Source organism: Paenibacillus sp. UASWS1643, from assembly GCF_008693195.1.
Taxonomy (GTDB): domain Bacteria; phylum Bacillota; class Bacilli; order Paenibacillales; family Paenibacillaceae; genus Paenibacillus; species Paenibacillus amylolyticus_B.
Genome location: NZ_VXKZ01000114.1, coordinates 23,824 through 36,302 on the forward strand (window position 1 = coordinate 23,824; position 12,479 = coordinate 36,302).

A 12,479-nucleotide genomic window follows, 5' to 3' on the forward strand; every position below is an offset into this window, starting at 1 on the left:
TCCTTCTCGTCAAAAACATTCAATTTCATCGGATCTGGACAACCCTTCCTATCCGCTCATAGGCATTCAGAGGGAAATCAAAACTCCACCGTTTGTGATATTCCTCCAGTCCCAATTCCTTCATTTTGCTCAGTTCTCTGTAAAATAGCTTAGTCAACTTGACCAAGGATAACTCCTCAGACATGAGCAATCGCCCCTCTGTAATGGCTTCCGTGCTAAAGTTATCACTCATCTCATACACCATGAATTGAACGATTACCTGCGAACGTTTCTTGATCCAGAAGCGATATTCTCCAGGTTCTGTCTGCATGGTCATGGTTACCTCCGTGGCTCCTTTGTGCAATGCAACGATTTGACGTGCTATCTCATCCACCACATCCGACAAAAAAGAAACCGGAATCTCTATCTGTTCTCCCTGATCAGGTTGAACCAGGAAATCCAGCCATCCGTGCGGTTCAAGCGTCATTACGATGTCCATAGCCATACTCCTTTATGTGTTTCTATGATGCAGTATAACAGGTGACCCTGCCTTTTCATTACATATATCTTCTAATTTAAAATTAGGTGAGTTGTGGAGCAGGAGACGTGCTTTCAATTTGTGTCCACGTTCCTTTTGATCATGTTTGTTTCTCTGCCATTAAAACTCTTACAATGCTGGTCGCGTTGTTAAATTTCATTTTGTTATTCTTCTGTTGGTAGCCCCACCCTTGTTTTATAGCATATTGAATAAGGTTGGATATCAGTTTGGGTTCATAGACGAATATATCCCATGTATCTTCCCAAGCAACATTGAACTCTACAAATGTAGATTTAAGCGCATTCGAATAAACCCGAATGACGATATCGTAAGCTTGCTCATCCACAACGTACAGGAACAGTGTATCATTCACCACAATTTTGCGTACTTGTTTCCTGTATACCTTCAGGTAAATCCCTCCCTTGCTTACACAGTGCTGCGTAAATCATTATACACATTCCATTTTGCATACAATTGTTTTAGCGCTAATCCTGTTGTATGTATGAACTTGTCCATAACTTCCATGGATAAAATATTTAAATCACCCAAAGGTTCGTTGTCAGGGTTAACTAAAAACTCAAGTTTCTCTCCTCTATACTGGTACACCTCAGATTCCAGCAATCCGCCTAGATCAAATGCTCTCCCCACATTCAGCTCATTTAACCAATCGCTGGCCCTGTTCCAATTCTGTAGAATCATAAACTCTAACTTCGTGACATCCTGTGTATACACGCTTCTTCCGTTGGGCTGGACTTCATATGCAGGATATATATCGAATGTCCACACGCGATCCGTATAGATATGGGCGATGTAGCCGCACAGATAGTGCATGAATTTGGGATCACTATAAGCTAACTTCTTGTTGGACTCAAAAAATCCTTTAAGTTCTTCGTCTGTTGCGAACCTTCCTGCCTCTGGCATGAGGTGGGTTTTCGCCTTTTCGGTACGAAGATTAGTTCTTACATGGATGGAATCTGGAGCGAGGCTTCCCAATAATAATTCAGGGGATGGATCTGATATCAATTCGGATGCAATTGCAAAATGAACCATAGGCCAAGGCAATGTAAAAACTCCCTTCTATTGTAAATTGGATCTTATAAGAGTTAACTTTCAAATTCCAAAATGCACAATGCATTTCCCATTTGCCTCAGCGTACTTTGCCATGTTCGCAAGCTTGTTTAATTCGTTGATTAATTCAACTTTGTTGTACACGAGTTTCTCGTAGTAGCCCTTCTGTTCCCCTCCATCAATACTGTAATTCCCTGTTAGAACAATCGGATCAGTCGCTTGGCTGAATAGATCCATCCAGGCTCGAATCAGTTGATGAAATTTCAACAAAGCATCCTGCTCTTCAATAACGGTTATTCCATAGTTGTTCAGCCCACTACAACTTATACAGGTGGATGGATTCCATGTATTCAACCATCGAAGGGAATCATAGATGTACGCAATGAATTCGTCTTCCAAGGTCGCATGATTCTCTGTGGTTAATCCACTTCCATGTATTCTCCCTTGTGAATCCCATGAGTAGGAGGTATGAATATTCCCGTCTACTTGCGATTTGTTTTCGATAACAAAATGATGCTTTGGCATACCTACATGCGCCCCCTTACACGCCCACTCCCATAGAATCCTCTTAATTCATCATAACCCATGTATTGGTAAATGGAAATTGAAAAAGGTCCTATCTACCTCCCAAATCAGGAGAAGTAAAATAGGACCGTGATAAAAACTTCCTTACATTCATAAAATCCTTCGTCTACTCAGAAACACTGTTCCTTCTTCTCGGTACATCTCTATAGATTCATTGGTCACATGATCATGCCTCAGTGCTCCCATATAATCTGTTCCAGGTTTCTTCGGTCTATAATCTGAATCCACCGTGTAGATATTGAAGTGCACCTCATCTTCGTCCTCTGATATATCCGTATGATCGAAAAGTGAAATCACTTCATCTTTATCGAGAAACCTAAATGGAGATTCCTGACGCTCTATAATATAAAAAGGATATGTGATGTTCTCTATCTGAATGAATTCATGGTACACCTTAAGCTCATCAGGTATGAGATCCATGTACTGTCTAGCTACCTCTTCTGCCTGAAACACACCAGAAATCCACTTCAACTTCCCCTTATTTGCTACGATAATAAACAAGCTAATCACCTTCTAAGTTACATATTATTTCGCTCTTCCACGCACAAAAGTCTGGGACAAAATCCGGTGGCTGCCAGCGATGTTGTCAATCTCAATGTGATATTCAGACTCCGTATATTCAATCTGATGCTGCTCATAATATTTTTCCCAGAATGAAACTGCTGCCGCATTATTAGCAAGCTGTTCTACTTTGAATGTACCCTCAAATTGAGCAAAAACCAAGCCAACCGCTTGTGCTGCCAGTCCCTGTCCGCGATACTTTTTGACCAGGAACAGCTCTTGCACGGTATAATCCACACCTTTCGGCACATATGGAGGTGAGCACACCAGTACGAATCCAATAACCTTTCCTTCATACTTAATCAAAAACGGATGTAATTCATCGCGTTCCAGATATAGATAGGTGTTCGTTGGATCATATTTCCCCTCTTTAAGTAGATCCTCGCCAGAAAATTCAGACAGATCATATAAGTACAAGTTGTACAGGTTGAGAAACAATTCCTTTTGTTCTGTCAAAATACGTGTAATTTGTACATTCATCTTCATTCCACATCTCCCTTAGTTTATGAGTTGGTTAGTGATCGCTACACGACTTTCCCGATATCCACAACGAGCTTGCTGTGCCCTGTTTCTCAATATATCGTTTCAACCCTAGCAGATATAGGCAAAGTTTGGCTTAAACCATAGAGTAACCATACATTCACGGTCAACATGCACATATGTACAAAAAAAAGACTCCCTACAGAGTCCAATTGTTGATCTTATCTTTATTTTCCACCACCAAGTATCCTCTGGCATGTAGCCAACCCTTAATGGATTAGATAATCAACCACAGGATATGAGATCACATTGCGATCTCTGTACGTTGAAATCACCGCTTCGTGATGGGTGCTTAGAATTCCATTTTGCAACATCACCGGACGGAAACCTCGCTCCATCGCACCGTTGTAGGTGAATAGAACACATTCCTCTGCAGCAAAACCTGCGATAATTACCAATTCAATTCCGTGACTCTTCAACACTTGCTCCAGATCAGTTTGCCAGAAAGCATTGGAAGCTTCTTTGGTAACCGTGATATCCTTCTCATTCACATCCACCTCGGGAATAATGCGATACTCATCTGGCGCTGCCTCTTCCATCCCTTCCACATCCTGTACGTGAATGACCACATGATTATTCGTGCGCAGCACACCTGCAACATGATTAATGTACTCGCAAGCATGGTCTATCGAAGTCTGGTCCATCTTTTTCCGCACAATACTCTCTTGCATATCAACAATCAGCAAACCTACTTTCATCCAATCTCTCCTCAACAATAAATTTAATGTCGCATGATTCAATATCTTCCCTTGTTTACACGGATAACTTAACTTAATCCTTAAATAATTCATTCAGCATCCGGTCACGGTTCTCCAGAAAGCTGCGGGTAATCTGGTAGTGATCGGTATCCTCATAGACTACCTCTTGAATATGGTTATCGTCAAAACTTAAAATCTCTGCCCCCGGATACCCCAGCAAAATGGGTGAGTGCGTCGCAATAATGAATTGCGAAGTGCCTGACAGATCATGAAGAATCCGCAATAAAGAGAGCTGCCTTGCTGGGGACAATGCGGCTTCGGGCTCGTCGAGCAGATAGATGCCTTTGGAACTAAAGCGGTTGACGAACAGACTGAGAAAAGACTCCCCATGTGATTGTTCATGTAATGAACGCCCGCCATAATACGGAAGCGATTCCGGCATCTCATCGACATGTGATGCAAATTGATAGAACGATTCAGAGCGCATGAAGAAACCATTCGTTATTTTGGGCAACCAGGCCAGCCTGAGATAATTCCCGAGCGAGGATTCCGAAGCATGTGTCTCATAGGTATTATTCCTGCCACCCCCTGCGGTATTGAAGCCACATTGATGTGCGATGCCTTCCAGCAGCGTAGATTTCCCTGAACCATTTTCACCTACAAAAAAAGTAACGTTATTCGTGATCTCCAATCGTTCCAAGGACCGGATCGCGGGGATGTCAAAAGGATATTGGTCCCGATTCTCGACCTTGGCCGACAGGAGTTCCACACTTCGAAGATACATAGGCATACTCCTATTCATGTTAGATTTGGCTCCAACTACGGCAGGTACCTTTTCGTTTACACATTCCCTATATTAAACGACGAACAGTTGGATGACAAAATTATGGTTGACGGTGGCAGATCCGCTATATATTATGTAGGAAGAACGTTCTGATGAAAACATAAAATGAATTGGCGTGTTACCACCCCAGAGGGCATGAGCCAAGAAGCGAACAGTAAACTATACTCGCTTCTTGGCTCTTTTTGCGTTCCGGAGGCATGAAAGCGTTAACTTTAGAAACGAGGAGGCGGTGAACCGTGAGTAAAGAAATGATTCTGCAGGTGGAGCGGGTCGTCGGCAGTAATATTGTTCTGGCCCGGTCGCACCAGAATACCAAGGAGTACGTACTGATTGGCAAAGGGTTGGGATTTGCGTTCAAGGTGGAAAGCACCGTTCAGGCTGATGATCCGCGGATTGAGAAAAGATTCCGGCTGGAAGACCGGGAGGAGTGGGGGCAGGCGCAGGAGCTGATGAGGGACTTGGACCCCAATGTCATCGACATCTCTGACCGAATTATCCGTCTCATCGCTGATCAGTTTCCCGGCAAGCTGAATGACAAGATCTACCTTGCTCTTCCGAGTCATATTCAGTTCACCTTATATCGTATCCGCAACGGGATGGAGATTCTGAATCCTTTTCTTACGGAGACAAAGCTCAGTTTTCCGAAAGAATTCGAAATCGCCTCGGAAGCGGCAGCCATGATCGGAGAGGCCTTTGGCGTAGAGGTACCGGAGGATGAGGCCGGGTTCCTGACATACCATGTGTACTCCTCCGTAAATCACGTCCCTGTCGGACAGTTGGTTAAGGTATCCAATGTGATCAGCAAGCTTCAGTCGATTATTGAAGAGGAGGGTGGCGTTCGCTTTGATCAGGGCAGCCTTAGCCAGGCAAGACTCATGATACACCTGCGCTTCTCCATGGAACGCCTGTATCAGCAGCCGATGACGGCCCCCACCTTCGCACAATATGTAAAAAATGAATATACGTCCGAATACCAGCTGGCCAGAAAACTGAGCGCTGTAATGGCCGAGGATTTGGGTACAGAAGTGCCCGAGGAAGAAACGGCTTTTCTCGCCATGCATTTATACCGGCTTTTTCAAACCCATGCCAAAACCAAAAGCAGAAAGGACAACACACAATGATCTGGAAATGGAAAAACAACAAATCTGCCAAAACATCTGAAACAATATCCGTCGCCTCCCCGCTCACCGGAACCTGCGTCAGTTTGGAAGAAGTGCCTGACGAAGCGTTCGCTCAAGGACTTATGGGACCGGGAGTTGCAATGATTCCCCAGGAAGGCAGGCTGGTCGCCCCTATCGACGGCACTGTGGTGCACCTGATCAATTCGCACCATGCCGTAATGATTGAGCATGCTTCCGGGCTGCAGCTACTGCTGCATATCGGTATGAATACTGTCAGCCTGAAAGGACAGGGTTTCACACCCCAAGTGCAGACCGGGGATCAAGTCACTATCGGTCAGACTCTGATTGAATTTGACCTGAATGCGATCGCTTCCGCCGGTTATCCGGTCATCACCCCTGTCATCGTTGCGAATGCGGCTGAACAGCCGTGGGAGTCGCACCCGGAGTATGGCAGCGTAGAAGCAGGCATGGGAACGATCATGAAAGTCAGCTTGTCCAAATAACCTAAATCAAAAAAAGAAAGGAAGAACAATATGCTGAAATCACTGCAAAAGCTGGGAAAATCCCTGATGCTTCCTGTAGCAACCCTGCCTGCGGCAGGTATTCTTCAAGGCCTCGGTCTTCTTAATTACGAAAAGGACATTCCACTCGGTCCCGTGATCGGGGGATTTCTTAATCAGTATGTAGTTCCATTCTTGAATGAGGGAGCGGGGGCGATCTTCGGCAACCTTGCGCTCATCTTCGCCATTGGGGTGGCAATCGGACTGGCGGGGGATGCGGTCGCCGCGCTTTCCGCCCTGATCGCTTATATGGTACTAACGCGGATTCTGGGAGCCGTTCCAGGTGTATTCGGCTATATTCCTGACGATGTCAAGCTGGATATGGGCGTATTGGGCGGGATATTTGCCGGACTGCTTGCAGCCTATATGTATAAAAAATACCATAATATCAAGCTTCCTGACTGGCTCGGCTTCTTCTCCGGCAAACGCTTTGTGCCGATGGTCACCGCCGGCTCCATGCTGGTGTTGGCCATCCTGTTCGGCATGATCTGGAGCCCGATTCAGGATGCCATCGGCGCTTTCGGTGCCTGGATTGTAGGTTTTGGCGGCGTTGGCTCCATGGTGTTTATGATCGCCAACCGCCTACTCATCCCGCTTGGTCTGCATCATGTCCTCAACTCCATCGCCTGGTTCCAGATTGGAGATTATACCAATGCAGCCGGGGAAGTCGTGCACGGCGACCTGACCCGCTTCTTCAACGGAGACCCTACGGCAGGCATGTTCATGTCTGGCTTCTTCCCGATTATGATGTTCGCTCTTCCGGCGGCGGCGCTAGCCTTGATTCATACAGCCCGGCCTGAAAAGCGTAAAATGGTCGCTTCGATCTTTATCGGCGCAGCGGTGGCTTCGTTCTTAACGGGTATTACCGAACCGCTCGAGTTCTCCTTCATGTTCGCGGCGCCTCTACTGTATGTGGTGCACGCTATTCTTACCGGTGCGGCGGCCCTAATCATGTACCTGCTGAATGTTAAGCTGGGCTTCGCCTTCTCTGCAGGTCTAATCGATTACCTCGTGAACATGAAGCTGTCGACCAATCCGCTGCTCATGATCCCGGTCGGACTCGCATTTGCGATCGTCTATTATTTCCTGTTCCGGTTCATGATTATCAAGTTCAACCTGAAAACGCCGGGGCGCGAGGATGACGCTTATGATGCCGATGCCCCCACTAATGCTTCCGCCGTGGCAGCGTCTGCCGACACCAAGGCTGGCAAGGTGCTTGCCGAGATCGGGGGAACAGATAATATCGAGAGCATTGACGCCTGCATCACTCGCCTCCGGCTAGTTGTTAGGGACGACAAAGCCGTCAACGATCAGGCACTCAAACAGCTTGGCGCTTCCGGCGTCATGAGACTCGGTGGTGGAGCTGTGCAGGTTATCTTCGGCACTCAGTCTGAAATCCTGAAGGATGAGATTAAGAAGCTGATGTAACGCTCGTCCTCCTGTGAGTTTAAACGGCCGAGAACAAGGGTATTTTTACCCCTGTTCTCGGCCGTTTTTGTTAACCAAGAAGCACAGGATATTCTTTTGAAGCGGTTTTGATTGAAAAAAAGAGAGCAAACTGTATGCCCACTCTCTCTGTGTTAATAGACAAATCTGCGCTGCGCCCAATAGCTGAAAAGGAAGATGGATACCTCGGTCAACAGCTTGGCTGCGATTAGCGGGATAATTAATTTTTCATTATAAAAATACAATAAACCGTAGTTTAATAACAGCACCAGTAGGACAAGTGAGAAGTATTTGGGCAAAGACTGCCGAACCTTAGAGGTTCGTCCAGCGGAGAATACGTACTTCCGATTCATCGTGTAGTTGAAGATGGAGCTGCACAGTCTTGCTGCGACAACCGACAGAAACAGATTATGCGTGAAATACTGAATGACGAATAGTAGTCCAAAATCAATTAGAGCAGACAGCAACGAAGATGTGCTGAACATCAGGATTGGCCTATAGATCCGGAACGAATCAACCAACGGGCGGAAATGGGAGGACTCATTGTGATCCAGATACACCGTATCGATAAACTCCTCAGTAATTCCATACCCTTCCTTGTGTGCCGTTAGCAACATATTCATCTCGTATTCAAACCGATCACCGGGAATCTGGTTCAGCCAATCCAGCATCGAGTAAGGAAAACCGCGTAGACCTGTCTGTGTGTCATATACTTTGGTACCTGTCGTGAGCGAAAAAACTGCCCGTGTGACGGTGTTGCCAAAACGGCTCCGTGCTGGAATCTTACCACTGAAGCGACGGCTGCCAAGTACAATTCCGGGTGTCGTTTGTGCCAGCAGCACTTCGAAGATACGCTTAATATCATGTGGCAGATGCTGTCCGTCACTGTCCGCGCACACTACACCGCCCTGAGGTCCGTACTCCTTAATATGCTGAAAGCCTGTCTTCAACGCCCTACCCTTCCCCAGATTGACGGGATGTGTCAGGACCGTACAGCCATAGGCTTCTGCCGTCTCGAAAATCCCACGGTAACCCGGGCCACTGCCATCATCCACAATCACAATAGGTCCAATCTTAAATGTCTGTAACTGCAGAACGAGATTCAGCAAACGCACATCGGGTTCATAGGATGGAATTAATATCGTCATGATCCTTGTCCCTCCGTCAGATATAAAATGTCACTTACGCCACGTTCCTGGTTACGCCCCAGCGGATTATTGACGACTCTGCCCATAAAATACATCGTGGATGAACCGCCGCCGTCCAGATTGTAGGCTTCGGTTGCTCCAAGGCCTTTCATGACATCGGCCAGTTCTGCCAAGGTCATGCCACGACTGTTGTCCTGCCGTCCGTCCACTACCACGAAAACGTAATGATTCGGAGCAATCATGCCAATCGCAGTTCTTGGATTCGCATCCTGGATGGAGCGGTTGCCGAAGTTATTGTCAATTTTCACACTGCTAAAATCACTAACAATCTCGCCATCCTGAATCAGAATCGGTCCAAAGGATAGTGTATTGGTTGCACCTTCGGCCAGTAACTCCGAGGAAGAAATCTCGTTCTCGTTATATGTTTTCATCATTCCGTCGTTGAATAGGGCAAGTGCATCCCGCGTGGGACTGTCCCGATACAATGTTCCATTTCGGATAATGACACCATCATCACGGAATCCGTAATAATCACCGTTAATGGCAAAGATCGCATTGTTGGCTGCGGCAATCTCTGATGTATTTTCGGTAATGTTTGTTCCAAAGCTGTTGTCCGCCAGCGCGGTTCGCAGACTGCTTGCATCCGTCAGCTGAACATCAGCGACATAATACGTGATCTGATCCGAGCCAGAACCTGACTGTACCTTATCAATATGGACCTCCATATCATCACTCGAATAATTCCAATCATCTGACGTTGCATTCACTTTAGTTGCGGTGGTCGGAGTACTGGTGGAATCATTCGTGTTGCCCGTTGCTGCCGTTGCCGTGTTCTCATCCGCTACCACCACCTGCACATGCCGGATCAGGTAACGGTCAGCCAAGCTGTACAGGATTCCACCTACTGCGAGCACAAGGACAAGTGTGATGATGAGCCATCTGCGCTTTCTTGGGGAGATCGGTCTTTTATGGGGGTCTTTCCGGGTTGGTTTCTGATACATCTTCATCATGTGAAGCTCACCTCTTCATCTAAGTTCTTAAGGCCATATTAGGCCGGGTAGCTTAAATGAATCTGAAACTAAATAACTTGAACTAAAGAATATTCACACTGACACTACGATGACAGAACAACCTTCCAATCGCTGTTATTGTGTAACTGAATAGTTCAATCAAAAAAGGCCATCCGTTTTCCCATTGAGGAAATCAGATCACCTTGATTTTCAATCTATAGAGCCCTAAAGTCACTTCTATCGTAGTGCATATTTTTATTTAATACAGATATCTTCATCAGAGCTTCCTGTTATGCCTCTGCAAAAAGGGCATCGTACGCAGGACAAGGCAGCTTCTCCAGGAATTCTGTTAACGCCGGCGGCTGCTGGGTATAGATATCCTTCAACGACGTTCCATTATAGATGTTGCCAATTACAACAGGATGGCATAACTCACATATGAGAATATCTCCGTTGCCGTGCAAGTGAAGTTGTTTCGTGCCATCCACGCAATTAGAGAAATACACGCCCGGTTGCTCCCGCAAATTCAACTGTTCAGCGAACCGATCCATACAGGTGAAATAGAGCGTTGTATCTGGCTTTTTATGCTCAATTAATTCCGTTACAGATCGAACAAGAGACTCTTTGGATACAATCTGGCTCCAGTCCGTATGCGGCATCTTAATGCTGTTCTGGATCTCATGGATGCGCACACCCAGATCATATACCTTATCGCTAATGGCCTGCATATTCGCTTGATTACCTTCAAACAGTAACGTTTCCAGTACCGTCTCCAGACCGGCTTCCGTGCACAAACGGATATTCTGTTCCAGTCTCTCATACATGCGAGGATGCACACGGTAGTACGCAGCATAGGCCTCTGCATCCGTATAGTTGAACGAGATATGGATGTTGGACAAGCCCGCATCGCGCAAAGCAAGAATCCGTTCTTCTGTCAGCAGACTGGCATTGCTGTTCAATTGTGTATCGATGCCATGTGCCGCACAATACGTCACGATCTCCAGACAATCCTGGTATTTCAAAGTAACTTCTCCCCCGGACAATCGCACGCGCTTGAGACGAGGAAGCTCACTAATAATACGGATAACTTCCTGACTACCGATGCATGCTCCATCATCCCGATTGTAGGCGCAGCAATAGTCACATTTATAATTGCAGTTCGATGTCACTCCCACTTCAAGCCCTTCCAGCTCATATATGCCGGGTGTTTCCAGTTCGAGTGATTTATATTTGTTTTTGGCTATCAATTTTGTTGTACCTCCCGATTCCTTCATTCAATCCACGTTTGGATAACTTGAAGAGTATAGCGGATGGCACACGGTTGACGATATGACATTATGTACGTTTGTTGTTGTAAAGGTGGGATATAGTGTAATGAAATAATTCCTCTATTGTATGTCATCCACGTTGAACTCAGGATTATAGGCAAACTCGTGGCTCGCCAGCATGATGAATGAGACACGACCTTTGTGATCAAAATTCATGGACAACCCTTTCATGTTCTCAAATCCTCCTTCCAATATTGCATGATCAAAGGACGGTATGACATGGTAATTGCCTTGTTTATTTTTCTCCATAACATATGTAATACTTTGTACTTTTCCCTTTTTAGTATCTATAAAAGCTTTTTTGCCGTATTGTTGGAAGACCTCGCCACTTCTGAGCTGCTTAAAAAAGTCATGAATAACATAAGATACAGGATTCCTTTGCTCAACCTCGCTCGCCCTTTCCCAAAACACGTTCTTTATTTAATACGAGTATAGAAGTCTTCTTTTACAATGGCATACATCTTCAGATCCTGAAGCTCATTTTTTACCTTCATGTATTTCCTCAGCACACCTTCAAATTGCATGCCGGCCTTTTCCATGACTTTCGCGGAGCCCGTGTTCTTCACTAAACATTGAGCCTGGATTCGTTCCAATCCCACTTCGTCAAATCCAAATTGGATGATTCGTTTCACCGCTTCGGTCATGTAGCCTTGATTCCAATATTGATCAGATAACACATATCCCAACTCGACTCTCCTGTTATCGCTATCACACCCTAGATAGTTACAACTACCAATCAGCCGCTTGGTTTGTTTATCTTCAATGCCCCATGGGCCTATTAAATTCACATCATACCGGCTCATGACAAAATCCAAAAAAGCTTTGGTATCTTCTTTGCTCTTGTGCGCGTCCCAGGTAGTGAACTCCGAGACAGCAGGTACAACACAATAACTATACATATCATCCAGATCATCATAGGTAAGCCGCCGGAGTATCGTCCGTTCTGTCTCCAATACCGGAAATGGTTCGAAGAAACTTTCAATTGTTTTCATAGATTCGCCCTCCCTGAGATTGTTAAGAAAAGAAATACATAACCGCTCGATCCGCGCTGCC

The 12,479-nt window shown here is 45.8% G+C and carries 16 protein-coding genes; 3 read left to right on the forward strand and 13 right to left on the reverse strand.

The window, feature by feature from the left end:
* Positions 1 to 25: 25 nt before the first annotated feature.
* The 8 genes from FE296_RS22215 to FE296_RS22245 all read right to left on the reverse strand — a co-directional run bounded on the left by FE296_RS22215 (position 26) and on the right by FE296_RS22245 (position 4,753).
* Positions 26 to 478 carry a hypothetical protein gene (locus tag FE296_RS22215; RefSeq protein ID WP_150366360.1) on the reverse strand — a complete coding sequence of 151 codons (453 nt, stop codon included), beginning with the start codon at positions 476 to 478 and terminating at the stop codon, positions 26 to 28.
* A 139-nt stretch (positions 479 to 617) separates the two neighbouring features.
* Positions 618 to 893, reverse strand: a complete 276-nt coding sequence (locus FE296_RS32915; protein ID WP_190945444.1) for a hypothetical protein — start codon at positions 891 to 893, stop codon at positions 618 to 620.
* Positions 894 to 943: 50 nt separating this feature from the next.
* Positions 944 to 1,579 (reverse strand): hypothetical protein, encoded by a 636-nt coding sequence (locus FE296_RS22220; protein ID WP_150366361.1) that lies wholly within the window; start codon positions 1,577 to 1,579, stop codon positions 944 to 946.
* A gap of 48 nt (positions 1,580 to 1,627) precedes the next feature.
* Entirely contained in the window at positions 1,628 to 2,110 is a 483-nt protein-coding gene (locus FE296_RS22225) for a hypothetical protein (protein WP_150366362.1), read from the reverse strand.
* A 150-nt stretch (positions 2,111 to 2,260) separates the two neighbouring features.
* Positions 2,261 to 2,671, reverse strand: a complete 411-nt coding sequence (locus FE296_RS22230) for a hypothetical protein (RefSeq protein WP_150366363.1) — start codon at positions 2,669 to 2,671, stop codon at positions 2,261 to 2,263.
* 24 nt (positions 2,672 to 2,695) lie between these two features.
* Complete coding sequence (locus tag FE296_RS22235) at positions 2,696 to 3,217, reverse strand: GNAT family N-acetyltransferase (protein WP_223868994.1); 522 nt, start codon at positions 3,215 to 3,217, stop codon at positions 2,696 to 2,698.
* A 263-nt stretch (positions 3,218 to 3,480) separates the two neighbouring features.
* Entirely contained in the window at positions 3,481 to 3,969 is a 489-nt protein-coding gene (locus FE296_RS22240; protein WP_124113582.1) for a cysteine hydrolase family protein, read from the reverse strand.
* A gap of 73 nt (positions 3,970 to 4,042) precedes the next feature.
* Positions 4,043 to 4,753, reverse strand: coding sequence for an AAA family ATPase (locus tag FE296_RS22245; RefSeq protein WP_150366364.1), 711 nt, complete (start codon positions 4,751 to 4,753; stop codon positions 4,043 to 4,045).
* Positions 4,754 to 5,049: 296 nt separating this feature from the next.
* Between FE296_RS22245 and FE296_RS22250 the strand changes: the two genes are divergently transcribed.
* The 3 genes from FE296_RS22250 to FE296_RS22260 are packed head-to-tail and all read left to right on the forward strand — an operon-like array spanning position 5,050 to position 7,922.
* Positions 5,050 to 5,934, forward strand: coding sequence for a PRD domain-containing protein (locus tag FE296_RS22250; RefSeq protein ID WP_223868995.1), 885 nt, complete (start codon positions 5,050 to 5,052; stop codon positions 5,932 to 5,934).
* A complete protein-coding gene (locus FE296_RS22255; RefSeq protein WP_150366365.1) occupies positions 5,931 to 6,437 on the forward strand; it encodes a PTS sugar transporter subunit IIA in 507 nt (168 codons plus the stop codon). The genes FE296_RS22250 and FE296_RS22255 overlap by 4 nt, the downstream gene beginning before the upstream one ends.
* Before the next feature lie 30 nt (positions 6,438 to 6,467).
* The gene (locus FE296_RS22260; RefSeq protein WP_124113579.1) at positions 6,468 to 7,922 is read left to right on the forward strand and encodes a PTS transporter subunit EIIC; all 1,455 of its coding nucleotides are present in this window, start codon (positions 6,468 to 6,470) and stop codon (positions 7,920 to 7,922) included.
* 152 nt (positions 7,923 to 8,074) lie between these two features.
* Here FE296_RS22260 and FE296_RS22265 read toward each other — a convergent pair whose 3' ends face one another.
* The 5 genes from FE296_RS22265 to FE296_RS22280 all read right to left on the reverse strand — a co-directional run bounded on the left by FE296_RS22265 (position 8,075) and on the right by FE296_RS22280 (position 12,418).
* Complete coding sequence (locus FE296_RS22265) at positions 8,075 to 9,088, reverse strand: bifunctional glycosyltransferase family 2/GtrA family protein (protein WP_150366366.1); 1,014 nt, start codon at positions 9,086 to 9,088, stop codon at positions 8,075 to 8,077.
* The gene (locus tag FE296_RS22270; protein WP_150366367.1) at positions 9,085 to 10,098 is read right to left on the reverse strand and encodes a phosphodiester glycosidase family protein; all 1,014 of its coding nucleotides are present in this window, start codon (positions 10,096 to 10,098) and stop codon (positions 9,085 to 9,087) included. Before FE296_RS22270 ends, FE296_RS22265 begins: the two co-directional genes overlap by 4 nt.
* Positions 10,099 to 10,388: 290 nt before the next feature.
* Positions 10,389 to 11,345: a radical SAM protein gene (locus tag FE296_RS22275; protein ID WP_150366368.1), complete on the reverse strand. Its 957-nt coding sequence runs from the start codon at positions 11,343 to 11,345 to the stop codon at positions 10,389 to 10,391.
* 141 nt (positions 11,346 to 11,486) lie between these two features.
* Positions 11,487 to 11,837 (reverse strand): hypothetical protein, encoded by a 351-nt coding sequence (locus FE296_RS32920; RefSeq protein WP_190945446.1) that lies wholly within the window; start codon positions 11,835 to 11,837, stop codon positions 11,487 to 11,489.
* Between the two features lie 5 nt (positions 11,838 to 11,842).
* On the reverse strand, positions 11,843 to 12,418 hold the full coding sequence (locus tag FE296_RS22280; protein ID WP_150366369.1) for a GNAT family N-acetyltransferase: 576 nt from the start codon (positions 12,416 to 12,418) through the stop codon (positions 11,843 to 11,845).
* Positions 12,419 to 12,479 lie beyond the last annotated feature (61 nt).

What these genes read in the sequence shown, in the direction of transcription:
- FE296_RS22215 (WP_150366360.1), bottom strand. Translation starts at nt 478, where the DNA reads ATGGACATCGTAATGACGCTTGAACCGCACGGATGGCTGGATTTCCTG.
- FE296_RS22225 (WP_150366362.1), bottom strand. Translation starts at nt 2,110, where the DNA reads ATGCCAAAGCATCATTTTGTTATCGAAAACAAATCGCAAGTAGACGGG.
- FE296_RS22235 (WP_223868994.1), bottom strand. Translation starts at nt 3,217, where the DNA reads ATGAAGATGAATGTACAAATTACACGTATTTTGACAGAACAAAAGGAA.
- FE296_RS22240 (WP_124113582.1), bottom strand. Translation starts at nt 3,969, where the DNA reads ATGAAAGTAGGTTTGCTGATTGTTGATATGCAAGAGAGTATTGTGCGG.
- FE296_RS22245 (WP_150366364.1), bottom strand. Translation starts at nt 4,753, where the DNA reads ATGTATCTTCGAAGTGTGGAACTCCTGTCGGCCAAGGTCGAGAATCGG.
- FE296_RS22255 (WP_150366365.1), top strand. Translation starts at nt 5,931, where the DNA reads ATGATCTGGAAATGGAAAAACAACAAATCTGCCAAAACATCTGAAACA.
- FE296_RS22260 (WP_124113579.1), top strand. Translation starts at nt 6,468, where the DNA reads ATGCTGAAATCACTGCAAAAGCTGGGAAAATCCCTGATGCTTCCTGTA.
- FE296_RS22265 (WP_150366366.1), bottom strand. Translation starts at nt 9,088, where the DNA reads ATGACGATATTAATTCCATCCTATGAACCCGATGTGCGTTTGCTGAAT.
- FE296_RS22270 (WP_150366367.1), bottom strand. Translation starts at nt 10,098, where the DNA reads ATGATGAAGATGTATCAGAAACCAACCCGGAAAGACCCCCATAAAAGA.
- FE296_RS22280 (WP_150366369.1), bottom strand. Translation starts at nt 12,418, where the DNA reads ATGAAAACAATTGAAAGTTTCTTCGAACCATTTCCGGTATTGGAGACA.